Genomic DNA, 25,778 nt, shown 5'->3' with positions numbered 1-25,778 from the left:
TTATACTATCAAGCAATTCTATCTCATCACTTCTTGTCGTTAGGAAACTCTTAATATCATGTCTACTGTGCTATCAACCTCTCGCTCATTTATTGCGTTGCCATTAACGCTTGCCGTCTCGACTTTGCTTATCAGTGCGTGTAGCAATACGTCGACGGTAAAAAACAATGGTGCGACCAATAGCTCATCGGTTATTACTAAGCCTGCCACCAATCAGACTGCTGCCACGAGTACTGATTACTCAACTGCGTATTTGGATGCAGATAGCTTAGACGAATTGGCAGACTTATTAGAAGCCTCTGACATGACAATGGTAGAAGGCAATCAGCTTGCTATTCAGCAATATGGTGATTTGTGGAATCGTCTGCGTGCTGGTTACCGTATGAATGGCAGCCAACCGATTTATAATCAGCGTATTGAAGGACAAAAAAGCTGGTTTACCAGTAGACAGGATTATTTAAACCGCTTAACTGCGCGTGCCAGTCGTTATATTTATCATACGGTAAGAGAAGCTGAGCGCCGCAATATTCCAACTGAGCTTGCATTGCTACCAGTCATCGAAAGCTCCTACGATCCAAGCGGTACCAGTAGTGCAGCGGCTGCAGGCTTGTGGCAGTTTATTCCAAGTACGGGTCGTATTTACGGTCTAAACCAAAGCAGTACTTATGATGGCCGCCGTGATGTTATCGAATCGACTCGTGCTGCTTATGATTTCTTAACCGCGCTACATAACCAGTTTGGCAGTTGGGAATTGGCATTGGCCGCCTATAACGCTGGCCCTGGTCGTATTCAAAAAGCCATTGATGCCAATAGAGCTCAAGGCTTACCTACGGACTACTGGTCGCTTAGACTGCCTACTGAAACGATGAACTATGTGCCACGATTTTTGGCAGTGGCCGAAATCGTCGCTAAGCCTGAACAGTATGGCGTATACCTACCAGCTATTGCTAACCGTCAGCATTTCCGTAGTGTGCCAGTGAATTATGGTGTCAGCTTATCTGAAGTAGCACAATTGACAGGTGTGACTTACGACGAGCTAGAAAAGTTAAATACAGCACTTACCTCTGGACGAGTTGATTCTTCAGGTCCGCAGCGCGTTATCATTCCTAATGATGTTAGCCTAACGACTGATGCCAAATTGAGCACGCTAAGAGGTAACGGTACCGGCAACGTACTGGCCGCAGCAAACACGCCAAGTACGACGACTACCACACCAAGCTATAACAATAAGCCGTACAGTGGTTCTTCATTGCCATCTACGGGAAGCGCATTGGCTGATTATGCGGCTAGCGCGAGTGTGCCACAGCAGACGACCAGTTATATCTCGCCGTCAGTCACACCAACCAGCAGCTCTTCGTATGGTAATACGCCAGCACGTACTGAGCCACCATTAAGTGCCGCAGAGACCAATAAAATCAATGCTGAGCTTAAGAGCAGCAACAGTCTACCAACCACCTCTGCGCAGATTACGCAAAACAATACGATTGTCCAAGAGCCACCGCTAAGTAATGCAGAGCGTGATTTTATTGCCAATCAAATCCGTAGTAGCACATCGGAAACCAACGTCATCAATGCTGATGGCAATATCAATCTATCAGCAGTTCAAACGCAGCAATCGATTCTAGAAGCCAGTGGCACAGAGAAAAAGCTGAGTTTTGCACAGACGTCGGCAAGTAAACCGAAGCCACAAGGCACACGTACCACTTATACCGTCAAACGTGGTGATACGTTATCTAACATTGCCAGTCGTGCTGGCGTGAGCTGGCGTGATATCGCAGAATGGAACCAAATAGATGCTAGCGCTAGTTTGCTATCGGGTAGCACTTTGTACCTATACAATGCAAAAAGCATCGAGCCAATAAGCAGTGCGAGTAGTACAACAGATAGCCAGCCAGAAAGTTATACAGTACAAAGTGGTGATACGCTGATTGGTACGGCCAATCGCTTTGGTTTATCGGTCACTCAGCTAGCAACCTATAACAACCTGAGCAGCCGTTCGGATCTGCGTAGAGGCCAAAAGCTATGGCTGATACCAGGTAAAGTGACTGCGCCTGCAACCACATCTGCAGCGCCTTCTACCAAACCGACCAAATCAAGCACTGCGACTAAAAACTATAAAGTAAAAGCAGGCGATGGCCTGATTGCATTGTCGCGTCAATTTAATGTGTCTACTGATACCTTAGCCAGTCTTAATGGCATCAGTACCACAAGCTCATTGTATGTTGGTCAGACACTTAAAGTACCAGCGAGCGTTGACTTTAGCTCGGCGTCTACTAGCACTAGCAGCAGCGCTAGTAGCCAAAGCAGTTCAAGCTCAGTGGCGACTACTAACTATAAAGTTAAATCTGGTGAAACCTTAATCGGGATTGCTAACGACCTTGGGGTTAGTGCGGCGGATCTTGCTGCAGTAAACAGCAACTTCGATGCAAAAGCTCGCTTACAACGCGGCCAAACCATCAAAGTACCCGCTTCTAAAGAGTTGGTTGATCGTCAGCTAAATGATAAAGCCGTCAGCTACAAAGTAAAGTCAGGTGATACCTTGACGGGTGTGGCTAAACGTTACAATATTGGTTTGAGTGATTTGGCATCAGCGAACAATTTGAATACCAGCTCTAATCTCATACTCGGTCGCACTATTACCATTCCTGCTAGCGGAAGTGTCGCCAGTGCGTCTAGTAGTAGTCAAAGCAGTAGCGCTACGAGTAGTAGCACTAGCACCGCGAGCAGCAGTGGTAAGACGCTGAGCAACACGGAAAGCTACAAAGTAAAATCAGGTGATGGTCTGATTGCTTTAGCACGTCAATTTGGTGTTTCGGTAGAAGACTTGGCTGCGACCAACAGTCTGGCGACCAATGCACAGTTGCAACGTGGACAGATCCTCAAAGTACCAAAAGCCACAGTGAGCTATACGGTCGGATCAGGAGATAGCTTGATTGGCTTGGCACGCAAATATGGCGTATCTACGCAGGAGCTAGCAGATATGAACAATATCGCAGCAGATACTATGCTACAGCGTGGTCAGCGTTTGACAGTGCCTAATCGCTAAGCAATAGCTTATTACTAAAAATAAGCATCTCGAAAGTAGGTTGCTTGAAAGTAGATTGTTAGCCACAAAAAAGCTGCTCTTGTTATAAGAGCAGCTTTTTTATTGTAAAGTCTTTGTGGTTGTCTAAGCCAGCAGAGATAACTAGACCGTTTGCGTCTTAATCGTCTCAAGGTAGCTTCTGATGTTACTCACATAATGCATCGCTTGACCGTAGCGGCTATTAGACGCTCTGTTTTCAGCGAGGTATGCATAGACATTGGCCCAACTTTTATCATTGACACCTTGCGCTTGTAGGGTACGCTGAATACTTTTTACAGCATTAGGTCCCATGTTATAGCCCGCCAGCGCGAACCAAATTCGATCCGATTTTGGTACATCGGCGAAGTCATCTTTCATTTGCTCTAGATAACGCGCACCGCCACCGATACTTTGGTATGGATCAACACGATCTGATACGCCCATTGCTTTGGCCGTGTTATTAGTCAGCATCATTAGGCCACGTACACCTGTTGGCGACACTGCATCCGCATCTAGATGTGACTCTTGATAGCCCATGGCTACTAACAGTTCCCAATCGTGATTATAGTTGCGTGCTTGCTCTTCAAACGAAGACTGGTAGTCTGGTAACTTTTCAGTTAGTGTCTTTTGAAAATGGTCCTGACTATAGGCGTCTTTTAGCAAGTTTTGATTGTAAAAGGCCGCAAGCTTTTGCGTGTTTTGCAGCTTAATACTGTCACATAAGAAGTAACTGGCTTTTTCTGATAGCGGGTCATTAGACGAGTTAAACGTCCAGCTGACCTTTGGGTGTAAGCCGTTTTTAGTCAAGCTGGCATCATAACCACAGCTCACGTTAATCGATGACAGATTAAAGCTACTCTTTAGCTTAGTACTGGCCGTTGTCAGCGCCATGTCTGCTTCGCCTGATCTTAGCGCTTTTAATGCCGCTTCTTCGTTGGCATAAGCTTTTAGATTCACGTCAACACCCAGCTCGTCAGCATAGGTACGTACCAAGTCAAAGCCGAAGCCATGTTGAAAGCCATCGGTTGCAAAATAAGTGCTGTCGCCTGGGACAGCAGCAATGGTTAAAGTGTTCTGTAGCATGACATTGTCATAGGCTGGCACTGGCGAACCCATGATAGTCAAACTCTCAGCAGGTAAAGAGAGAAGGGCAATACTAGACAACTGCACCAATTTTTTTGTTTTGGCAAAACGCGCCGATGTCATTGGGGTAACGGATGAAACGATGTTACTTTTAGTGTTCAGTAGGCGTTTAGATGGACGCAGTAAATAAGAAATACGGCGTTTGGCCCCTTGCGCAGATACTTTTACACGATAAGTAATACGCTGCATGGATGTCTCCTGATTTTAGCCATCCTGCTTACCGTAAAATGTTCATGGGTGCATACCAATAATAGAGGCATACATCGATGTTACATTTAGATAATCTCACACTTCTTAATAGTATAAGTGTGAGGTTACTTGTTTAATAATAGTGCCTTTAGTAACAATAGCGCTAATCGCTGCTTCATTAGCATGAGTGGTACCGTCTTTTAATAGCTAATCATCTGTTGGCAAATACGTACAAAGCTGAAATATTACTTCTAACGTATCAATATAAATCATAAAAACGCACAACACCGAGAAGGGTATAAATCAAATGATTCCTTCAACGGTGAACAGATAAGGCTAATACTAAAACAACTATATATTAAACATAGGTAAGGTCATGAAATAAGTTTTTGAAACAAAAACGCGAAAATAGAAGGAATACCAATAACTCTGAGTATCCAACTTTTTATACGTTAAATCAGTCGCTATCTACTCTTTAAATGGTTTGTAGTAGAGTAAATAACAACTCAAATATTTTGTTCAGCAACAAAGGTCAGCAGATAAGTCTGTTTGATAATGAATAGAATATCTATCGAAATAAGCTATCAATCAGGTATCACTAAACCATTATTGCAACGCTAAAATTCAGGAGTAGTCAGCCATAAAAATGTATTTTGGCTAAGCCATATCAGCTCATCTATCATATAGAACAATGAGATTTTAGATATTTACCATAATTTAAGCGCCATAACCGGAAGCTGTAATAAATGGGAAGTCTCATGACAAGACGTTCTTTCTTCAAGTAAGAATATGCGGATATTCATCCGATTATTCAAGTATAGTTAAGAAATTAGCGATAAAACTTAACAATAGGGCTACAGACGGTTAGAAAAAGCACCCTTTTTGGTGCATGGATTGAGGTCATAATCATTGATTGTGAGAATTGAAAGAGTCGTCTCTATTCCCAATTCCCATAAATAACTATGAATTTAGAGATAATAATTGAGGTTATAAACTGAAGTTTTAACATCTTAGCGCAGAATTCCCCTACTTCTAAAGTAGTGGGATGAATGCGTTATTAATCACTACCCTTAGTGCTTGTGGTATTATAATTAATAATTATATCACTTATTCATAATAAGCCTCCATGCCCACGCAAATTCTAAAAGCCCATAAAGTTAGACTATATCCAAACGAGGATCAGCAGATATTTTTTGCCAAGTCGTTTGGCTGTAGTCGTTTTATTTGGAACAAGATGCTTGGCGATAAAATAGACCACTACAAGGCCACAAAAACCACCTTAAACAACACACCTGCTCAGTATAAAAAAGAGTTTGAGTGGCTAAAGGAAGTGGATAGCTTAGCATTGGCTAATGTGCAGCAGCAGCTAAGAGGTGCTTACAACAAGTTTTTCAAGCAAAGCTCAGGTTTCCCTAATTTCAAGAAAAAGGGTATTAGGGACAGCTATACCACCAACAATCAAAAAGGAACGGTAGCGATCACAGACAGCACCGTTAAACTACCCAAAATAGGCCATATCAACGCCAAGTTCCCCGACAAAATAAATGGTCTGATTAAGAGCGCCACCATTAGCCGCACCCCATCAGGTAGATACTACGTCAGCCTATTGGTTGAAACCATCGTTAACGTATTACCAAAAACCCAATCAAACATCGGCATTGATTTAGGATTGACAGACTTTATCGTCTTATCAGACGGTACAAAAGTTGCCAATCCTAAGTTTCTATCGAAACTGCAAGACAAACTGGCTCGCGCACAAAAGATTTTAGCCAAACGCAGAGCGATTGCTAAAGCGGATCAGCGCAAACTGTCAGAGAGCCGTAATTATCAAAAGCAAAAACTTAAAGTCGCTAAAGTTTATGAGAAAATAACCAGTACCCGCAAAGACTTTCTACATAAGCTCTCATTCAATATCATCAAAAACCACGATGTGATTGCGATAGAGGACTTGAACGTCAAGGGCATGGTTAAGAACCGCAAACTGGCTAAAGCCATATCAGACAGCTCGTGGTCAACATTCACCACTATGCTGACCTATAAAGCAGAGTGGTACGGTAAAACGCTTGTCAAAATAGACCGGTGGTATCCATCCTCTAAGACCTGCTCAAACTGTGGTCACTTGCTAACGAAAGCTGAATTACCGCTGTCGGTGCGATCTTGGAATTGTCCAAGTTGTTTGCAAAAAAATGACCGCGACCTTAACGCCAGTATCAATATCTTAAATCAAGGATTACTACTGGCTAAACGATTAAAAACTGTCGGTGCGACAGGGTTAGCTTAGTAAATTTGCCTAACCACTGATACAAAACATTGTATCAAGTATGGGCATTACCTAAGAAACCCCTACCTCTAAAGTAGTGGGTAGTTCATGCAGGATTGTCGATATCGATAAAAGTCACAGGCACGCCAAACTCTTGAGATACTACCTTACCCAATGCCTGAATGCCGCCTCGTTCTGTTGCGTGATGTCCACAAGCAAAGTAATCAATTCCAAGCTCACGTGCGATGTGGGTAGTGCGCTCAGAGATTTCACCAGATATAAATGCATCACAGCCCATCAATGCGGCTTGTTCGATCATATCTTGCGCGCCACCTGTGCAGATACCGATACGTTCTATTAACCTATTACTTGTTTCAGAAGATGAGTTTTCATGATACTCAGCTGCGATATGTAGTGGTGTGCGCCCTAATGCTTGAGTAATCTTCGCGATAAGATCATCGGTGCTTTGCGGTACACAAGTGGTAATATTACCAACGGGATGTGATTCAGCGGGATAGAGCGCACCAGTGATGGTCAGATCTAGTATCTCAGCGAGCATGGCATTGTTGCCAACGATAGGGTGCGCATCTAGCGGTAAGTGATAGCCAATCATAGAGATACCATGCTGCATCAATTTGCGAATACGTCGACCTTTCATACCTGTGATAGTGGCAGGTTCGCCTTTCCAGAAGTAGCCATGATGTACCATAATGGCATCGGCACCATCAGCGATGGCCGCATCAATTAACGCTTCGCAAGCAGTCACACCAGTGACGATGCGCTGGATAGGTCGTCCACCATCTACTTGTAAGCCATTGGGTGCATAATCTTTAAACGCATTGGCTGACAAATAGTCGTCACAAAACTGCGTTAGCGCCTCTGCTGTCATGGTAGTGTTGGTTGATTCTGTCGAAATGTCGATAGCCGTCATGGTATGCCCTTATCGTTGTCGCAATCGGTCAAATGATTGCAAATAATCCATAGTTTTTTATAATAATCATTTTAACATGGCGTTGTAAAAGAGTAGACAAAGCTACTAACTGAAATGGTACACGATACGTTACCATTTGGTATGGCTGGCGGTTATAATTTGTAGGCGTGAGCTGTACTGATTGATAGCGTCTCATTAGAGAGTGGCATCAATACTGGTCTTAGTGTTAAATAAAAAAATCAAACCAGCAGCAGTGTTCACTCATTACTTATCATCATTTTCTGCATTAAATTTATAGAGGTTGTATATGTCGTCATCCCGGAACACCAATAACAAGACTTCTTTATTAAAATGGTTACCTTGGGTCTTATTGCTACTAGTACTGGCAGCGTTTATCTGGTTGTTTACGAGTATGAAATCGACGTCAGAGGCTAAATGGGAGCCACCGAGAACCACACCTGCTGAGCAGCAAGCCTCAGAACCTATTGCCGATACGCCAGCACCTATCTCCTCTTATCATAATGCGGTCGCCCGTGCATCCCAGTCGGTCGTCAACATCTATACCACACAGACCGTAGCAGAGCATCCTTATATGGATGACCCTGTGCTGCGCCGGTTTTTTGAGTATCATGGTGGCCAATCAGCAGAGCAAGGCAATACCAACCTAGGCTCTGGTGTGATTGTGTCAGAAGATGGCTATATCGTGACCAATGCCCATGTCGTCGAAAAAGCCGATGAGATTACGGTGGCCTTTAATGATGGTCGTAAGAGTCGCGCTAGAGTGGTGGGTACCGATCCAGACAGTGATTTGGCCGTGATTAAAGTCGATATGACAGGATTGACGCCGTTAGGATTCCGCGAAGATCCTATTCGTGTCGGTGATTTGGCGTTGGCGATTGGTAACCCGTTCGGTGTGGGTCAGACTGTGACCCAAGGTATCATCTCAGCGACAGGTCGTACTGGATTGGGTGTGAATAAGTTTGAAGACTTCATTCAGACGGACGCTGCGATCAATCCTGGTAACTCAGGTGGAGCATTGGTAGATGCTCGCGGTGAGTTGGTTGGTATCAATACCGTGATTTTTTCACAATCTGGTGGCTCTCTCGGTATCGGTTTTGCCATTCCTACCTCTATCGTAGAGCAGGTTATGAATGCCTTGATTAAAGATGGTAAAGTCAGTCGAGGTTGGTTGGGTATCGAGATACAATCACAGCTACGTGATCCAACGCAGTTAGAAACGTCGACTGGTGTAGAAGTGCTAAACGTCATTGACAAAAGCCCAGCTGCGAAGAGTGGTCTACGAGTGGGCGATATTATCTTGACCATTGATGGCATTGAGATGACGGATGCTAATACGTTGATTCAATATGTCGCTCGCAAGTCTCCTGATACACAGCTTGATGCACAGATATTGCGTAATGGTAATAACAAGCAGGTCACCATCTCGCTAGAAGTACGTCCAGAGCAAGAGCCTGTTGCGCTTCCTGCTTCTGCGCAAGCTGAGAGCTTTGCTCAACCTGATCTCCAAAGCGAACAGCAGAACGTTCCAATGATGTCAGAAGCAGAGCGTGACCGTATGCGTGAAGAGCTGCTAAAACTGTTTGAGAATGATGGTGCTCCTCAGTAGTTACCTTTAACATCTCTCGTCATCGCTCATAGCAATGAGATATTAGTATAAAAAAAGCGCGCTATCTATATAAGATAGCGCGCTTTTTATTTGTTTTTCTCTACTTTACGATAGGCTCATGATTGATATGTATAACGCCTTGTACACGGCAACAGCAAGGCAGTATCTCATCCTCGTCAATCATGGCGAGTGGCTCAAATGGATAGTCGACCGTATGTGAGCTTGCGATACGTTTGACTCGGCAACTCCCACAATAGCCCTCGCGGCATTGATAATTAACCTCATGTCCGGTGCGCAGCAGTCCATCGAGCAGACTCTCATCGTCATGCAAGTAAAACTGCTGTTTACTGGTCATTACCCACGTCATAATTCATCCTATTTGGATTTGACTATCTGGCTGCTATATCCTACAGCCATCGAAACGTAAAACACTATTAAAGCGTAAAACTATTACAACTCAAATTTTATAGCTCAAACGTTACAGTTCAAAATCATCAAAATCGCTGTCTGATAAGTCAGAGTCAATCTGACCAACCAAATAAGAGCTGATTTCTGTCTCTTGCGGGGCAACTTGCACATTATCAGACGACAACCATGTATTGATCCATGGAATTGGATTTGATTTCGAGTTCGGGAACACGGCTGGCAGGCCAACCGCTTCCATACGCAAGTTGGTGATGAATTCGATATATTGGCAAAGGATGTCTTTGTTTAGACCAATCATCGAGCCATCTTTGAACAGATAGCCTGCCCATTCTTTTTCTTGCTCGGCAGCCTTGCGGAATATCTCAATGCTTTCTTCATAACACTCTGCGGCAATCTCGACCATCTCAGGATCGTCACGACCATTGCGCATGAGGTTGAGCATATGCTGCGTACCCGTCAAATGCAGTGCTTCGTCACGAGCGATGAGCTTGATGATTTTAGCGTTACCTTCCATCAGCTTACGCTCGGCAAACGCAAATGAGCAGGCAAATGACACATAGAAGCGAATGGCTTCTAAGACGTTGACTGCGACGATACACAGGTACATCTGCTTTTTCAGTGATCGCAAATCGACAGTGACTTCCTCGCCATTGACGTTGTGCGTACCAGCGCCGTATAGGCTATATAGCTGCGAGTTGCGGTACAGGTCATCGTAATATTGGGCGATGTCAGAGGCACGCTCTAAGATGTGCTCGTTTTTCATAATGTCATCAAAGATGATGTTTGGATCATTGACGATATTACGAATGATATGAGTATAGCTGCGCGAGTGAATGGTCTCAGAGAATGACCATGTCTCAATCCAAGTCTCTAGCTCAGGGATAGACACGAGCGGCAATAGCACCACGTTCGGGCTACGACCTTGGATAGAGTCGAGTAGGGTCTGGTATTTGAGGTTACTCAAAAATATATGCTGCTCATGCGAAGACAGGTTGCCAAAGTCCATACGGTCTTTTGACACATCAACTTCTTCTGGACGCCAAAAGAACGACAGTTGTTTTTCGATTAATTGCTCAAAGATAGGGTGCTTTTGTTGGTCATAGCGCGCTACGTTGACTGGATTACCAAAGAACATCGGCTCTTTTAGCGCATTGTTTGGTGTCTGTGAAAAAATCGAGTAGGTCATGAGACTGCCTTTATAATGGATACGGTTATTGATTTATATAGTTGTGACGGGCTTTCATTTGATTGTATTACAAGTTTTCTAACGATATCTGTGAGGACTCTTGTCCATCGTTCATATAGGCTTTGAATATCTCGCTCAGCTCACTATCATCGAGCGCTTCTAATTCATCGAGTGCGCTTTTGCGTAGGGTACTCACATCAGCATCTTCTGACAGTCTTTTTGAGTCTTTTTTAGTGGCTCTTAATGCTGGTTTTTTGGGTGCTTTTGCCACAGCCTTTTTGGCGACGGTTGCCTTTGGTGCGACGTTTACACCTAACTGCTGACGCACCTCTGCAATATCAACCTCGACTTGTACGATATGCGAGCCACCATCGTTTAGGTCTGAAAATACGTTTGGGATAAACAAACCACCGTCTTTGATGATTGCGGTATATTGCACATGACCTCCGTCGTTTTAGTTCTGTCTGTAGGTTTTAGTTATAACAGTAGCCAATTCCGCCTACCGCTTGTATCTGCCTTGCCGTTGGCGTAATGACTATAGGTCTTTTACATAATCAGATTCTTGACCATTCCAGCCACACTCTACACAAATGCCATTTTCGAAATGATGGCTACAGTTTGGATAGCCATAAAGTTTGTTAGCGCAATTTGGACACAAGTCTGACATCTTTGAGCTATCTTTAAAGTATGATGATTGGCACTCATCACAAGTGCTTTTTGCTCTATTCATAACTTGAACCAAAGCTCAACATTTCGACCTAGTAGGCGTAGGGTGAATTCCATGCACCTTTTTAATCATTCCATAATATTTATGCTGTAAGGGTGCTTTATAATAATAAGTCAATTTTCGCATTACCGAATTTGTCAGCCACTTCAGTTTTTTCAGGCTTAAATGCAACTTTTTGAAACATTGAGGTATTGATACCAACATAAACTCTACTACTAATAGAATTTTGCATATCTTCTGTCAAACCTGTCTGACTTAGGAAGTGATGCTTTACCTTTCGTCTTGTTCGATTGTCTTTGTATGATAATGTCGTATTTTCATTTGTACTTCTATCAAAGATTAGCATTCTGCTAGTACCACTTTCTAACTTTTGTCCAATTTTTTCCCACCATATCTTATCAGAGTCACCAAAAGACAAACCAAACGCACAAATTAAATCTGCATTCTCAATTTTCTCATCAAAAAAAATATTAGATTTTTGCCCACTTGCTTCATTACATTTTGATTTGATGAGTGACTCCTCAATATCAATATTGTTATGTAAGTCTGTATTTGCCACTTGAGATAAATCATTTACTCCTAAAATCATTCTATCATTTACATAGCCATGAATATGATTCACATTTTCATCCAAAATATGCTTTAATTTACCATTTCTATTTGTATTGTCATGGGATCCGATTTCAGAGCTATCGTTTTTTTCTATAATTCTCTCAACAGTATGTGTGTAATTAAAAGTAACAATACTGAAACGCCAATGAGTATTCTGAAATACATTTTTAAATTTAGTAATTTCATCTTTTTGAGCAGGAGTCAAATATACTTCTGGATACATTAGGTCATACAAGAATTTGACCTCGTTAATAGATAGGCTATCAAATTCAGCTTGTACTTTATCCAAGTAAGATGACAGCGACAATTTAATATCATCGGTTACTTCATCAAAATCTTCAGTACATTTGAACGCATTAGTATAATCACCTAATGCTAATTCCAAATCTGACCAGTATCCATCTGTATTTTTACCAATATGATCTTTGAGCTTCATAACTGAGTCGTAGTTGCTATGATTTTTACTATAAACATCATAAAAGTCTTGATATCTAGTTTTTAATCCAAGATTAATATCAAAACCATTACCTAAAATAAATAAAATATTCATGACGAGCCCTAGCTTGCTTTTACAGTTTTAAACAAACAGCGAGCTTAACCCAAAGCCAAACCCGCCATCCATCAGAAACGCTCTTTAAAGAGCTTCTCCCGCAAACTTAGATCTTACATGCACCGCCAGCACAATCATCTTCCATATCCGCTTGGGCATCGTTCGCACCATCACGAGTGTTATGGTAGTACAACGTCTTCACACCCATCTTATAAGCGTTTAGCAAGTCTTTTAGCAATATCTTCATCGGTACACGGCCACCAGCATAACGAACAGGATCGTAGTTGGTGTTGGCAGAGATACTTTGATCGACGAACTTCTGCATGACAGCGACCAGCTTTAGGTAACCGTCATTGTTTGGCATTTGCCATAGTAGCTCGTACTGATCTTTTAGCGTCGTAATCTCAGGCACGACTTGCTTTAGGATGCCGTCTTTTGACGCTTTGATAGAGACCAGACCACGTGGTGGCTCGATACCGTTGGTCGCGTTGGCGATCTGACTAGAGGTCTCAGACGGCATCAAGGCGGTTAGGGTAGAGTTGCGTAGACCGTGCTCAGTGATCTCGCTACGTAGCGTTTCCCAATCGAGATGTAGCGGCTCTTGGCAGATTTTATCCAAGTCGGCTTTGTACGTATCAATCGGCAAGATACCTTGTGAATATGTCGTCTCATTGAACGCAGGGCAAGCGCCTTGCTCTTTTGCCAATTTGTTTGACGCTTTCAAAAGATAGAATTGCAACGCTTCAAACGTTTGATGCGTGAGACCAAGCGCGCTGTCGTCTGAATAGCGTACGCCATTCTTGGCAAGGTAATAAGCATAGTTAATCACGCCAACACCTAGCGTACGGCGGCGCATGCTACCGTTTTGAGCGGCTTTGACTGGATAGTCTTGATAATCGAGCAGGGCATCGAGCGCACGGACGATTAGCTCAGCTGGCTCTTCGATATCGCTGACGTTTTCAACTTTACCCAAGTTGACTGCTGATAGCGTACAAAGGGCGATTTCGCCTTCTTCGTCATTGATATTATCAAGTGGCTTGGTTGGTAGCGCGATTTCCATACATAGGTTTGACTGGCGAATCGGCGCAACCGTCGCGTCAAATGGGCTATGCGTGTTGCAATGATCGACGTTTTGGATATAGATACGACCCGTACTGGCGCGCTCTTGCATCATTAGGCTGAACAAGTCTGCTGCTGGGATTTGACGGCTGCGAATAGCAGGATCATTTTCGTACTTGGTATATAACTCTTCGAACTTGTCTTGATCTTCAAAGAACGCATCATACAAGCCTGGCGTGTCACCTGGTGAGAATAGCGAGATGTCTTGACCTTTGATAAGGCGCGTATACATCGTTTTGTTTAACTGGACGCCGTAATCCATATGACGGACACGGTTGTCTTCGACGCCGCGGTTGTTTTTGAGTACCAATAATGACTCAACTTCTAAATGCCATAGTGGGTAAAATAGAGTCGCAGCACCACCACGGACGCCGCCTTGTGAGCAGCATTTAACAGCCGTTTGGAACAATTTGTAGAATGGGATACAGCCAGTATGCTGTGCTTCGCCGCCACGGATAGGGCTACCAAGGGCACGGATACGACCCGCGTTGATGCCGATACCAGCGCGCTGTGACACATAGCGTACGATGGCGCTAGTGGTCGCGTTGATAGAGTCTAGACTATCACCACATTCGATCAATACGCACGAGCTAAACTGACGCGATGGCGTACGCACACCAGACATGATAGGCGTCGGTAGTGAGATTTTGAATTGTGAGGTCGCATCATAGAAACGCTTCACATAGTTCATACGCTCTGACTTTTCGTAACGGCTGAACAAGCACATGCCGACCAGCATGTACAAGAACTGCGGGCTTTCAAAGACAGTCTTGCTCACGCGATCTTGGACGAGGTATTTGCCTGCCATTTGCTCAACAGCGGCATAGGCAAGGTTCATATCGCGCCAGTGATCGAGGTACTCTTCTAACTCATCAAATTCGGCACGGCTATAGTCAGCTAGGATATGCTCATCATATTTGCCAGCATTAGTTAGCGTTTTGACATGATCATACAGATGCGGCGGTGTAAATTTATTATAAGCAATCTTACGTAAATGGAAGATAGCCAAACGCGCCGCTAGATATTGATAATCAGGCGTGGTTTCAGAGATAAGGTCAGCAGCAGACTTGATGATCGTCTCGTGAATGTCACGAGTTTTGATACCTTCATAAAACTGGATGTGCGATTTTAGCTCAACTTGTGATACCGACACATTATCCAAATTGTGAGCTGCCCACTCGATTACCTTATGAATTTTATCTAAATCAATAAGTTCTAATCGTCCGTCACGTTTGGTCACTTTGATTTTGTCGATATGTGTCATGCTGGCCTCTATTTTGGTTGCTTATATTATTCGTTAAACGGTAAAGCCCGCTCAACGTTTTTTATCGTACTGCTTATTTAAACACGCTATCTAAACATGGTAACTGCTGGCGTTAGCTGCTCTTTTTTTAGGCAAAAAATACCCAATACTCGTAGTGACGATTAAAATCACTGAGTACTACATATAGCGTGTTTATTAATTGGTAGGCACAATATAGCGGGAAAATTTTGAAAATACTATATTGATTTTAGAGTGAAACTATGTTGCTGAGGGCTTGTGTGTTGTCCAAATTTTGGCAAAGGACGATGGGATAAGGGTTAGACGCAAATGCGCTCATTATAAATTTTTTGTAAAAATATCGTGACGGTTTGATTTTTATTTTATCGGTTATTGTCGACTGATAATAGTGATCGTACTGGCAATAATGCGGGCGCAGATTGTACACCAAACCACAAAAAATCGCCACCCATATGAGTGACGATTTAGACGGAAAAGGGGTTGTTTTTTTCTAAATACCCATTACCTGTTTATACGACCATGCGAACTGTTTTGGCATTGTCCAATGACGCATAAAGTGTATTCACTTGATCGGCGTCTGTGAGGTATAAATTGACGCGTGCTGAATGGAAGCGACCCGTTTTAGACGGTTTAACTTCTATAGAAGCCAAATCAAAATCAGGGAACTGACTACCGAGGATTAGCTTCACTTCATTAAGCAAGCCCTCATGCTCGCCTTCATGACCAATGATGCTCAATGGGTAGTTCATTGGGAAATCCCACAAATCTGGATTTTGGATGTCTGTTCTTTTACCTTTTAAGACGCCTTCATTGGGTGTCATGTCAGTCATCGTGACGTCTTTGGCGTTTTGATTAGTAGCGTCTTTGGCGCTTTGATTGGTGCTGTTTTGATTATCAGTGTCTTTTGAATCATCACTCATGATATGTGCCTCGCTTTTATTAAAATTTGAGCTATTAAGAGAATAGCTTTATTGGCTATTTATAGTGGTGCTGACCTTATTATTCAAGTGATGGGGCACGGCAATTACTTTGATAGGGAACGCCACCACCTTATTATCACTCTCTGTCGCAAACAGCTACTGCAAATAACTGTTGATAGGTGCGATCTCAGGCGGTAGGTCTGTCTCTCCCATCGCTTCTAATAAGTTGATTTCAATCGTGCGTGACAATGCCATAAGTGGCAGTTGATTAGACGCAAAACCAAATGGCTCCTCTAGCTCTTCACTAAGGGCATCTAAACCGAAAAAGGTATACGCAATGACAGCACAGATGAGGGGAGTCGCCCAACCGAGCGAGGCCACCAAGCCAAAAGGCAGCGTAATACAATATAGGTAAGTCGTACGATGCACTAGCAACATGTAAGCAAACGGCAGTGGTGTGTAATGAATACGCTCACAGGCTGCCAATACAATCGTCATAGACGTCAAGCGCTCGTCCATGTTTTGTACCATAAGTTCCGATGATAACTGTTGACGACGCACATCACCAAGCTGCTTACCTAAGAGGCGCATCAGATAATTAGGTAGGTTCCTCGATTGACGCATACTGTCATGATAGGTCGCTGCTACAAAAGGGTCGACATCTTGCCAAGGAGACGTACCGCGCAGCCGATGGCGCACAGCGTGAGAAAAGGCGATTGTCAGATGAATCATCGAACGTTGGGCATCGCGGCCAGCTTCGGTGTCATCATCTACAAATGAAAGCACTTGGCGGGCAAAGCTGCGAGAGTCATAGACCAGTTGACCCCATAGCCCTCGTGCTTCCCACCAACGTTGGTAGCTGGCATTGTTCCGAAACCCTAGAAACAATGACAATGCGATCCCTAGCAAGGTAAAAGGAGCCATACCATAATAAGGAAAAGAGTCAGGATACCAGTGTTGCACAATCGTTATGAGTGTGCTGAGAATGGCGATAAGTAAAATTTGCGGATAGACTTTCGGAATGACTGATCCACGCAGGGTAAGAAATATCTTAAGGGCGTTTGGTGTTTGCCGGACAATCATGTTGGCTTCCTAGCGATGAGGTATATAGATGCACGATGAAGTGCAGGGTATGATTCTAATATAGAATAAGAATCTGTAAAGCCCCAATCGCCATGAATTTAACGAAGACTGCGAAACGCCAGAAATAAAGAGTGGCCACTTAAACGCTAAGCGACCATCATTTTTTCAAACGAAACAGATGTATTTATGTTCAAGTATTTTATTTATGCCAAAGCCCCTTGATAGACTCCCAGTATTCTGAAAAAATAAAATCATTACGCTTGCTCTCTTCCTGATTATCTAAATGAGCGGGCGGCAAGATATGCTCATAATAGGTGTCTTTTAGGAGCTTGCGCAATAAGCTTTCTCCAATAAATCCTTTACCATCATTTAATGTATTTGCTGCACGTAATAAATGACGAATATCATATTGCGATGGGTCTATGTCTGGTACTTGTTTTTTAACATTAAGCAAGCTATATACTGCAACTCTGGCGGTACGCACAGAACTTTCGATAGTAAATACCACATCATTTTTTGTCTCAACAAACTGTCCTACCAAGCCCAAATTGGTACAGCCTTGGGGCACGATTTCGGGGCGGTCGCCATGTGCACGTGCCATAAACTGTGAGGTGATATATGGCATATAGGCAGATCTGACTAGGGTGTTCTCAACCACGTGGTCTAACTGATCAATAATACCAAGGTGGTAACAAAGCTCTGCTAAAATCTCATTGCCTGTACACTCTGGCATGGGTTTTTTAACATAATTGCCTTCTTTATCCATCAGTAGGCTATAGACCCAGAGCACTAACGTATCATCGGGCTGATCTGGAAAATGTGGCTGACGGTTACAGGTAAAGCTCATGATCCAGTTAGAGTCAGTAAAGGTAATGATACCGCCAGTCGCCGTTTTACCTGAATAGGGGTCATTCACAGAAAGCGTTTTGAGTATATCTATCAATGCAGATGGTTTGCAGGTCAACGTCGCTGACATCCATGAAGATTCAGCGACATTGCCGTTGAATTTTTCAGGATGACCAAAGACAGCCGATTTATTGGCAAGAGTATTCCAAAGTGTCCAGCCTGTTGATTGACCTTGATTACCTAAGACAGTGTCTAAATTTGGTGCCGTATGATTATCACCATAACGGCTATCTTCTGTCATGGTTCCTGTGGTCACCACAACATAGTCATTCTCAGTGATGGCAATGGTTGTGGGCGTACCCTCTACTTCTGCAAGGATGGCTTTGACCATTTTGGTGGGCTCATGCGCTGAGTCTGCCACTGACGCACTGTTATCTGCTTGCTCAAACTCAATATCTAAATCGGTCACTGAAGTGTTGTATTGAAATGTGACGCCTTTCTCGATGAGATAGTTGCGCAGTGGTACGATAAAGCCATCATATTGATTGTATTTTGGAAATACGAGCATCGACATATTATGCAGGCCATCTAAGTCATGCAAAAAACGGTGCATATATAATTTTAACTCGAGTAAGCTATGCCATTTTTCAAAGGCAAACATAGTACTCCAAAATATCCAAAAATTACTCTCAAAGAAGCTGTCGCTAAAGTATTCATTAACTCTCACATCATCCAGTGCTTCTTTACGTTTGAGCAATAGACGTATGATGGCCAATTGGTCTGACTTCTTAAGTTCAAACCCGCTAAAATCTTGAATCCCCCCCTGATTGTGTAGTAAACGAGCGATAGAGTAGTTAGGATCGTCATCATTAATCAGGCGATATTCATCTAGCACGCTGTAAGGCTCGGGCATTTCTACTGCAGGTATGTCTTGAAAGACGTCCCAAAAGTTTTCATAGGTAAATTCCATCTCACGGCCACCGCGTATCAGGTAACCATCCTTAGCATTACCTGAGCCATCCATCGACCCGCCTGATATATCTAACTGCTCTAAAAAGGTGATGTTTTCTGCCGGTATTTTGCCATCGCGAATGAAGTAGTAAGCACTCGACAAACCAGCAATACCAGCACCGATAATATAGACCTTGCTGTCTTTATAAACGTTGGTTGGTCTGCCAATATTGCGTTGATAATTACCGATTTTGTCAGCAAATGGTAGGGTGTTTTGAGGGGTATGATGTGGATAGTCTTTATTAGCATCTGGCTGATGTGGGAAGCGGTCTAATTGTTTTTGATTGTCATTGGTATTGTTCATTGTAATCCCCTTAGCAGGTGAAAGAATCTAAAGACTCAAAACTTATTATGTACCCTGTGGACACACAAAGTAAACCTGGGACGTCGCAACTTTTGAACCATCAAGTATATGATTGAACATAAACAGATTAGGGCGTGTTGAGGATTCAATACGCCCTATAGTAATGATGTTTTTGTTGACGTATTCAATACGCAAAACCTCAGCTCTGCAGCGATAGTTATTTTCCTATCGTAACGAAGCGCGGTTGGTTAGTCTGTGTTTTTCTCTGCTTGTCTATCGCTTACAGATTGGTCTTCAGCTACGCCTGCTTTCCAATAGGAAAAAGCATATAGCTCATCTTTTGACCACTGTTGCTCGACCTTTAAGTAATGACGCAGGGCTTTAACCGATGAAAACTCGCTAGCGATATAAGCGAAACGGCTCTGGCTCGCACTTGGTAAGGTGAGAGATTTAACCGTATCGACTAGCTGACTGCCTTGCATTGGATGTGGGTTATGTAGCCATGTCATGGTGATATTGGCTAGAGTAGGCAGCTCTTGTTCATCTTCTGCACCATGCACTTCGATGATGCATTGACCGGTCGCGCTGGCAGGCAAGCTTTCTAGTATCGAACCAAGTACGGGTATGGCAGTGGCATCACCAACCAACAAAATGTTATCTGTAGCAGGGCAAAGCGCTTTATTTTTAGGCTTCATTAAGATACCAATCTCATCGCCAACTTGAGCATGAGTTGCCCAACCTGAGGCAGGTGCTTCATCACCATGAGCGACAAAATCAATCCATATCTGTTGTTTTTCGACATCGGCACCGCGATGCGTATAAGTACGGACAACGAAAGTAGATTTATCCTCTAGGTCGATAGGCTGCGTCTTGTCTCTAGGGATAAGTACTTTATTGTTGGCGCCGACTGTCATGGTGGCAATATTGGCGATCGTCTCTGCCTGACCTGTTAGGTATATACGAATATAGTGCGGAGTAATCATTTGTTTATGGGCAACAGTCATGATTTCTCGTACGGGTTTTTGATTTATTGTGTTGTTCATACGGATCTGTCCTTATTTATCGGTAGTCTTGTTGATGCTAACGTTGTCTATCATGGTACGACTGACGCGAAAGAACAGGGCAATATCGACAGGGCTCAAATCTTGAGTCAGTTGCCCTTTGGTCCATTCCTCTGCCGCATCGAGCTTTGCCATAATTGCCTCGCCTTTGGTCGTCAGTTGTAATAATTGGCTACGACCATCCAATGGGTTGTCTGTCTTAAGGATTAGCTCAGCCGCTAACAGGTCATTTAAGGCACGAGTGATTTGCGCTTTGTCTCGTTGCATGTGCTTAGAGATAGATAGTGCGGTGCTCTTTGGGTTGTAACAAACCCCTTTTAGTGTTCGGATGTTTGTCACGGACAAATCCACACCTTGCTGCCGAATGCCTTCTAATAATAGATTGGTATAGGTATGCATTAATTGATGAAGCGTTTCGCTCAATGAATTATCCGACATAAGAGAACCTTTAATATAGTTGATAGAAGCAACTATATAGAATAAGGTTGATAGTGTCAACTATAAAGTGGTTTTTGAAGTTAGTACTTTGTCCATGATTAGATATTGTTAGATAAGAAAGCAGCATGGTAGACATGCATGATAAGGAGGACAGAAAAGAGGGATAGAGGGCTTTGTGATTAAAGAGCTCTATAATTAACGAAATTTGTGATTGAGAAAGTCTGTCATTAACGAACAGGCACAAAAAAAGCCGAGATAAACTCGGCTTTTTTATTTTTCTAACTATTTAAAAAATATGAGCTAGGCTCAGTACTTTCTTAAAAATTTAGTCATTTTCAAGGAAAGAACGTAGGTGCTCAGAGCGTGATGGATGACGCAATTTACGTAGTGCTTTTGCCTCAATCTGACGAATACGCTCACGCGTTACATCGAATTGCTTACCGACTTCTTCAAGAGTATGGTCAGTAGGCATATCGATACCGAAACGCATTTTTAGGACACGTGCTTCACGCTCAGTCAGGTTGCCGAGTACATCACGAGTCGCTTCTTGTAGACCAGCAGCCGTCGCATCATCGACAGGGCTAGAGATCGTACCATCTTCGATGAAATCACCTAGGTGTGAATCTTCATCATCACCGATAGGGGTTTCCATAGAGATAGGCTCTTTGGCAATCTTAAGCACTTTACGGACTTTGACTTCGTCCATCTCTAAGCGTTCGCCTAATTCTTCAGGCGTTGGCTCGCGTCCCATTTCTTGTAGCAACTGACGTGAGACACGGTTTATCTTGTTGATCGTCTCAATCATATGCACAGGAATACGGATGGTGCGCGCTTGGTCAGCGATAGAGCGGGTGATTGCCTGACGAATCCACCATGTCGCATAGGTCGAGAACTTATAACCACGGCGATATTCAAACTTATCAACGGCTTTCATCAGACCGATGTTACCTTCTTGGATCAGATCCAAGAACTGTAGACCACGGTTGGTATATTTCTTCGCGATAGAGATAACCAGACGTAGGTTGGCTTCGACCATTTCTTTCTTAGCACGGCGAGCTTTTGCTTCACCGACAGCCATACGGCGTGCCACGTCTTTCATATCGTGGATTTTCATATCGAGCTTTTGCTCGTAATCACGAATCTTACGTTGTAATAAGATCACGTCATCAGTGACTTTCTCTAACGTAGCAGCAAAGGCAGGCTTGCCGCTTATACGCTCAATGAGCCAATCAACATTGGTTTCATTGCTAGGGAAGGTTTTACGGAACTCTTCACGCGGCATACGACCACGGCGAATCACCAAACGCATGATTTGACGCTCTTGCTTACGCACATCATCATAGACATCATGCATGATGGCCATGACTTGATCTGACAAGCGGTTGTTCAGCTTCAACATCATAAAGCGTTCAGCAAGTAGGGCATAAGCGGTATCTGCTTGTACACTACCACGGCCATAATCAATTAGGGCTTGCTTGGCTTTGATGAATAGGTTTTCGATCTCTTCTAGACGCAGACGTACTTCTTCTGGATCGATACCGCTGGTTTCTTCTTCGGCTTCTTCCTCATCACCATCTTCGTCTTCATCGTCATCGTCAAGTGCGGCTTTTGCACTGGCTTTTGGCTTGACTGGTGGTGGGTTTTCTTTCTCTTCTTTGATACGCTCTCTTTCTTCTTTCGCCGCTTCTTTTGCTTCTTGAGCAGCGATTTTGTCTGCTTCGGTTTCAGGATCTAAGAAACCAGTGATGACGTCAGAGAGTTTTTTGTCGCCATCTTGTACTTTTTGATACTCGTCAAGGACGAACTGTACCGTACCAGGCCAGTAAGACATGGCATGCTGTACGTCACGAATACCTTCTTCGATACGCTTAGCAATGGCAATCTCACCTTCACGGGTCAGTAGATCAACCGTACCCATTTCACGCATATACATACGTACTGGGTCAGTGGTGCGACCAGGCTCAGTCTCAACAGAGGCTAATACTGCCGCTGCCTCATCTGCTGCCATGTCATCATCACTTGAATCATCGTTCATCAAGATGTCATCGGCATCAGGGGCAGACTCAAAGATTTTGATACCAACGTCGGTTAGCATTTGCACAATATCTTCGATCTGATCGCTTTCGGTAATAGAGTCGGGCAGTTGGTCATTCACCTCAGCATAGGTTAGATAACCTTGCTCTTTACCCATTTGGATTAAGGTGGCCAGTTGAGATGTGGACTTAGAAACTGACTTATCGTTCATAAATACTCGCTTACTTGCATCGGACATTTTTATATCGTGACGCGCTATCGCTGGCTGGGTGCGTTGATCTTATCAGTCGATTGATCAAAATATGGCGTAGAGGTTGTCAATAATATCAAAAATGAGTGGATATGAATAAAGGCTCAAAACACTACAATAACAATGCTGAAAAACAGCTAAACATTAAAAAAGACTTCAAAATAGCATTCGTTGAAAACTGCTACTCAAAAATAATACCTAAAATTTGTGCCTGATGATGCGTGCTTATGATAGTTCGCTAAGCAATGCTGCAAATATACAGCCGCATAGTTTAACACAGACCACAGTAATCAAGCACGAGACAGTGAGACTTACCGATCATTTTCTACTGATTATTTGCTATCAGTTGAATGTTTAACATTCTTTTAGATTCGGTTTTGACTACTCGGCATAATCATTAGTAGTGGGGGCAGCCACTGTATTTTTAAAGGGTTGATCTTTTATTCATCAAAAATGAAGGTCAATGTCAAGATTTAACTGTGGTCATTTGCGCTGACTGCTCGGCTTGCTGTGCACGTAGCCAGTCATTTAACAGCTGTGATTGCTTACGGACAATCGCCAGCTTAATGTGATCAGGATTTTTGATCAGCTCCTGCATCTTTTTTTGCAAATGTAGCTTGAGCAGTTGCATGACTAAGTTTTCGACCAATTCATCAAGGCTTAAAATATTTCTTGCCGTCAAGGTTTTATAAAACCCACCCCAACTACGGCTGAGTGTTTCTTGAGTCATTGGTCGCACGTTGGACAATATAAAGTGCGCCGCTGCATTAGCGTCTGCTGGTAAATATCTTAAGCAACGCTTAATCGTACTGACAATATCTAGCAGGTCGGTATCTTGCAAATCTTCCCAAGCAAGCGGCCGCAAGGTATCGCTCGCAGCTTTTTGTTTGATATGTGCAGGCAGTTGTAAGTCACTGATACCTGCCTGTTGCCAAATCGACTCAATGGGGTCTTCAAGTAGTGCACGTGGTTGGAACAAAAAGCACAGCTGCAACTGCTGACTGATGGTCATGTCACCATCAAAATCTAGCAGGGCGTCCTTGGCTTCGATATTCTGGCTGCGTTTGCCGCCCAGCTTTTGATAAATGTCATTGTTAAGCAAATACTTAAAGCTACTGCCTTTGGGTAATGCCATGGTTAATGCGCGTACTTGGGACATGAGCTTGGCTTTACCTTCTACCAAGGTCAGATCGTAGCGCTCACTTAAATACGCAAAGATATACTGCGACAGAGGTATGGCATTGGCGATTTGCGCACGCATGGCATCACCGCCCTGACTTTTGATAAACGTATCAGGATCATGATTATTCGGCAAAGTTAAAAACCGTAATTCTTTGTCATCGGCAAGTACTGGCAGCGCAACTTCTAGGGTGCGCCAAGCGGCTTTTTGTCCCGCACTATCCCCATCGAAACTCAAGGTTAGGGTAGGATTTAACGTCAGTAATCGTGATATTTGGCTTTCATTAATCGCTGTGCCCATCGACGCGATGGCACCATAAATGCCCGCTTGATAGAGGGCGATGACATCCATATAGCCTTCGACCACGAGCCAGTCGTTGGCGCGCTGCTGGCGAGATTCATAATAACCATATAGCACATGCTGCTTATGAAAAACGGGCGAGTCGGACGAGTTGATATATTTAGGCTTTACTTCGTCGTCTAATGCTCGACCACCGAAGCCTATCGTACGGCCTTGATTGTCTCGAATCGGAAAGATAACTCGATCACGTAGTAGATCATAATCGCGTCCAGACTCTGACTGGCGCACTAAGCCTAACGCTTTAAGCCCTTCAATATCCTGTGGAAACTGATGCTCAAGATGTTGCCAACCAAAGGGTGCATAGCCCAAACCAAACGTCTCAAAGATGTCTTCAGTGATACCACGCGATAAAAAGTAATGTTTGGCATGAGGGTGAGTCGTCAGACTATTCTGATAAAACTGCTGAATTTGCTCTAACAGATCGTATAGGTTGCCATCAGCATCGGCACTATTATCCATACCGTGTAGATTGATTGTCTCATCGCTGTCGCTGAGCCAAGCTGGTGGGTAGCTCGTATCATCTGGATACTCTGAACCATAAGCATCTGCCGGATAAGGCGCAGAGTCGTAGGCATCTAGCGGTGGATAATCGTCGTAGCTATGAGCATTATCGTAACTAGCCTGTGCCACATGGCTTGGTTCTATACCGCCTTGTTCTACACCGCCTTGGTCTGTGCTGTTCTGACTTAAGTTGCTTTGGTCGACAGCTGAGCTAGGCACAGACTGCTGTGAGCTCGATTTAGGCGTACTAGTTTTAGGCGTGGCAGTTTTAGAAACAGCAGGTTTGGGTGCACTACGCTGATAGCTAACGTTTTGCCGCTCTTCTTTAGGTACTTCGATACCCGTTTGCTTGGATAGCTCATTGACTGCTTCGATAAAGGTGAGGTTTTCATAATCACGTAAGAAGCTAATGGCATTGCCACCGACACTACAGCCAAAGCAGTGATAGATGTTTTTTTGCGGATTGACATAGAAAGAGGGTGATTTTTCACCATGGAAAGGGCAGCAACCCTTAAACTCACCACCCGCTCTTTTGAGCGTAGTATGACGCCCAATAATACTGACTAAGTCAGCTTGGCTATTTAGTTGCTCAAGGATATGGTTAGGAATGCTCATACAAAAAACAGTTTACCATAGGTCAATTATGTTGGGCATCCACAATCAGCGAGTAGTAA

At 43.5% G+C, this 25,778-nt stretch carries 17 protein-coding genes; 3 read left to right on the top strand and 14 right to left on the bottom strand.

Features of this window, described 5'->3' with window-relative positions:
• Positions 1–58: 58 nt before the first annotated feature.
• Positions 59–3,046 carry a LysM peptidoglycan-binding domain-containing protein gene (locus tag AAEY75_RS02105; protein ID WP_352258124.1) on the top strand — a complete coding sequence of 996 codons (2,988 nt, stop codon included), beginning with the start codon at positions 59–61 and terminating at the stop codon, positions 3,044–3,046.
• A 141-nt stretch (positions 3,047–3,187) separates the two neighbouring features.
• Here the strand turns inward: AAEY75_RS02105 and AAEY75_RS02100 are convergent, their stop codons facing one another.
• Positions 3,188–4,396 (bottom strand): transglycosylase SLT domain-containing protein, encoded by a 1,209-nt coding sequence (locus AAEY75_RS02100; RefSeq protein ID WP_352258122.1) that lies wholly within the window; start codon positions 4,394–4,396, stop codon positions 3,188–3,190.
• 1,126 nt (positions 4,397–5,522) lie between these two features.
• On the opposite strand from AAEY75_RS02100, the gene tnpB reads away from it, so the two are divergent.
• The gene (tnpB, locus tag AAEY75_RS02095) at positions 5,523–6,677 is read left to right on the top strand and encodes an IS200/IS605 family element RNA-guided endonuclease TnpB (protein WP_352258120.1); all 1,155 of its coding nucleotides are present in this window, start codon (positions 5,523–5,525) and stop codon (positions 6,675–6,677) included.
• An 85-nt stretch (positions 6,678–6,762) separates the two neighbouring features.
• Here tnpB and AAEY75_RS02090 read toward each other — a convergent pair whose 3' ends face one another.
• Positions 6,763–7,587 carry a Nif3-like dinuclear metal center hexameric protein gene (locus AAEY75_RS02090; RefSeq protein ID WP_352258118.1) on the bottom strand — a complete coding sequence of 275 codons (825 nt, stop codon included), beginning with the start codon at positions 7,585–7,587 and terminating at the stop codon, positions 6,763–6,765.
• A gap of 307 nt (positions 7,588–7,894) precedes the next feature.
• Between AAEY75_RS02090 and AAEY75_RS02085 the strand changes: the two genes are divergently transcribed.
• A complete protein-coding gene (locus tag AAEY75_RS02085; RefSeq protein WP_352258116.1) occupies positions 7,895–9,214 on the top strand; it encodes a S1C family serine protease in 1,320 nt (439 codons plus the stop codon).
• A gap of 100 nt (positions 9,215–9,314) precedes the next feature.
• Here the strand turns inward: AAEY75_RS02085 and yfaE are convergent, their stop codons facing one another.
• The 12 genes from yfaE to AAEY75_RS02025 all read right to left on the bottom strand — a co-directional run bounded on the left by yfaE (position 9,315) and on the right by AAEY75_RS02025 (position 25,719).
• The gene (gene yfaE, locus AAEY75_RS02080; RefSeq protein ID WP_110922985.1) at positions 9,315–9,581 is read right to left on the bottom strand and encodes a class I ribonucleotide reductase maintenance protein YfaE; all 267 of its coding nucleotides are present in this window, start codon (positions 9,579–9,581) and stop codon (positions 9,315–9,317) included.
• A gap of 111 nt (positions 9,582–9,692) precedes the next feature.
• Positions 9,693–10,826, bottom strand: a complete 1,134-nt coding sequence (nrdB, locus tag AAEY75_RS02075; RefSeq protein ID WP_189581383.1) for a class Ia ribonucleoside-diphosphate reductase subunit beta — start codon at positions 10,824–10,826, stop codon at positions 9,693–9,695.
• 67 nt (positions 10,827–10,893) lie between these two features.
• A complete protein-coding gene (locus AAEY75_RS02070; RefSeq protein ID WP_352258113.1) occupies positions 10,894–11,265 on the bottom strand; it encodes a hypothetical protein in 372 nt (123 codons plus the stop codon).
• A 388-nt stretch (positions 11,266–11,653) separates the two neighbouring features.
• Positions 11,654–12,715, bottom strand: coding sequence for a bacteriophage abortive infection AbiH family protein (locus AAEY75_RS02065; RefSeq protein ID WP_352258111.1), 1,062 nt, complete (start codon positions 12,713–12,715; stop codon positions 11,654–11,656).
• Positions 12,716–12,821: 106 nt separating this feature from the next.
• A complete protein-coding gene (gene nrdA, locus AAEY75_RS02060) occupies positions 12,822–15,098 on the bottom strand; it encodes a class 1a ribonucleoside-diphosphate reductase subunit alpha (RefSeq protein ID WP_352258109.1) in 2,277 nt (758 codons plus the stop codon).
• A gap of 527 nt (positions 15,099–15,625) precedes the next feature.
• Positions 15,626–15,946, bottom strand: coding sequence for a YbeD family protein (locus AAEY75_RS02055; protein WP_194197613.1), 321 nt, complete (start codon positions 15,944–15,946; stop codon positions 15,626–15,628).
• Between the two features lie 246 nt (positions 15,947–16,192).
• On the bottom strand, positions 16,193–17,119 hold the full coding sequence (locus tag AAEY75_RS02050; RefSeq protein WP_194197490.1) for a bestrophin family protein: 927 nt from the start codon (positions 17,117–17,119) through the stop codon (positions 16,193–16,195).
• Positions 17,120–17,318: 199 nt separating this feature from the next.
• Positions 17,319–19,280, bottom strand: a complete 1,962-nt coding sequence (locus tag AAEY75_RS02045) for an oleate hydratase (RefSeq protein ID WP_197216167.1) — start codon at positions 19,278–19,280, stop codon at positions 17,319–17,321.
• Between the two features lie 248 nt (positions 19,281–19,528).
• Positions 19,529–20,323, bottom strand: coding sequence for a siderophore-interacting protein (locus AAEY75_RS02040; protein WP_352258106.1), 795 nt, complete (start codon positions 20,321–20,323; stop codon positions 19,529–19,531).
• A 12-nt stretch (positions 20,324–20,335) separates the two neighbouring features.
• Positions 20,336–20,779 (bottom strand): MarR family winged helix-turn-helix transcriptional regulator, encoded by a 444-nt coding sequence (locus AAEY75_RS02035; protein WP_197216165.1) that lies wholly within the window; start codon positions 20,777–20,779, stop codon positions 20,336–20,338.
• Between the two features lie 325 nt (positions 20,780–21,104).
• Positions 21,105–23,024, bottom strand: coding sequence for an RNA polymerase sigma factor RpoD (gene rpoD / locus AAEY75_RS02030; protein WP_197100267.1), 1,920 nt, complete (start codon positions 23,022–23,024; stop codon positions 21,105–21,107).
• A 505-nt stretch (positions 23,025–23,529) separates the two neighbouring features.
• On the bottom strand, positions 23,530–25,719 hold the full coding sequence (locus AAEY75_RS02025; RefSeq protein ID WP_352258104.1) for a DNA primase: 2,190 nt from the start codon (positions 25,717–25,719) through the stop codon (positions 23,530–23,532).
• Positions 25,720–25,778: the final 59 nt, after the last annotated feature.

The organism is Psychrobacter sp. TB55-MNA-CIBAN-0194, assembly GCF_040309505.1.
Classification (GTDB): Bacteria; Pseudomonadota; Gammaproteobacteria; order Pseudomonadales; family Moraxellaceae; genus Psychrobacter; species Psychrobacter fozii.
Note: the sequence above shows the minus strand (reverse complement) of the source record. Positions and strands in the feature narration are given on the sequence as shown.

What these genes read in the sequence shown, in the direction of transcription:
- AAEY75_RS02045 (WP_197216167.1), bottom strand. Translation starts at nt 19,280, where the DNA reads ATGAACAATACCAATGACAATCAAAAACAATTAGACCGCTTCCCACAT.
- rpoD (WP_197100267.1), bottom strand. Translation starts at nt 23,024, where the DNA reads ATGAACGATAAGTCAGTTTCTAAGTCCACATCTCAACTGGCCACCTTA.
- AAEY75_RS02055 (WP_194197613.1), bottom strand. Translation starts at nt 15,946, where the DNA reads ATGACTGACATGACACCCAATGAAGGCGTCTTAAAAGGTAAAAGAACA.
- yfaE (WP_110922985.1), bottom strand. Translation starts at nt 9,581, where the DNA reads ATGACGTGGGTAATGACCAGTAAACAGCAGTTTTACTTGCATGACGAT.
- nrdB (WP_189581383.1), bottom strand. Translation starts at nt 10,826, where the DNA reads ATGACCTACTCGATTTTTTCACAGACACCAAACAATGCGCTAAAAGAG.
- AAEY75_RS02090 (WP_352258118.1), bottom strand. Translation starts at nt 7,587, where the DNA reads ATGACGGCTATCGACATTTCGACAGAATCAACCAACACTACCATGACA.
- AAEY75_RS02025 (WP_352258104.1), bottom strand. Translation starts at nt 25,719, where the DNA reads ATGAGCATTCCTAACCATATCCTTGAGCAACTAAATAGCCAAGCTGAC.
- nrdA (WP_352258109.1), bottom strand. Translation starts at nt 15,098, where the DNA reads ATGACACATATCGACAAAATCAAAGTGACCAAACGTGACGGACGATTA.
- AAEY75_RS02065 (WP_352258111.1), bottom strand. Translation starts at nt 12,715, where the DNA reads ATGAATATTTTATTTATTTTAGGTAATGGTTTTGATATTAATCTTGGA.
- AAEY75_RS02040 (WP_352258106.1), bottom strand. Translation starts at nt 20,323, where the DNA reads ATGAACAACACAATAAATCAAAAACCCGTACGAGAAATCATGACTGTT.
- AAEY75_RS02035 (WP_197216165.1), bottom strand. Translation starts at nt 20,779, where the DNA reads ATGTCGGATAATTCATTGAGCGAAACGCTTCATCAATTAATGCATACC.
- AAEY75_RS02100 (WP_352258122.1), bottom strand. Translation starts at nt 4,396, where the DNA reads ATGCAGCGTATTACTTATCGTGTAAAAGTATCTGCGCAAGGGGCCAAA.
- tnpB (WP_352258120.1), top strand. Translation starts at nt 5,523, where the DNA reads ATGCCCACGCAAATTCTAAAAGCCCATAAAGTTAGACTATATCCAAAC.
- AAEY75_RS02085 (WP_352258116.1), top strand. Translation starts at nt 7,895, where the DNA reads ATGTCGTCATCCCGGAACACCAATAACAAGACTTCTTTATTAAAATGG.
- AAEY75_RS02050 (WP_194197490.1), bottom strand. Translation starts at nt 17,119, where the DNA reads ATGATTGTCCGGCAAACACCAAACGCCCTTAAGATATTTCTTACCCTG.
- AAEY75_RS02105 (WP_352258124.1), top strand. Translation starts at nt 59, where the DNA reads ATGTCTACTGTGCTATCAACCTCTCGCTCATTTATTGCGTTGCCATTA.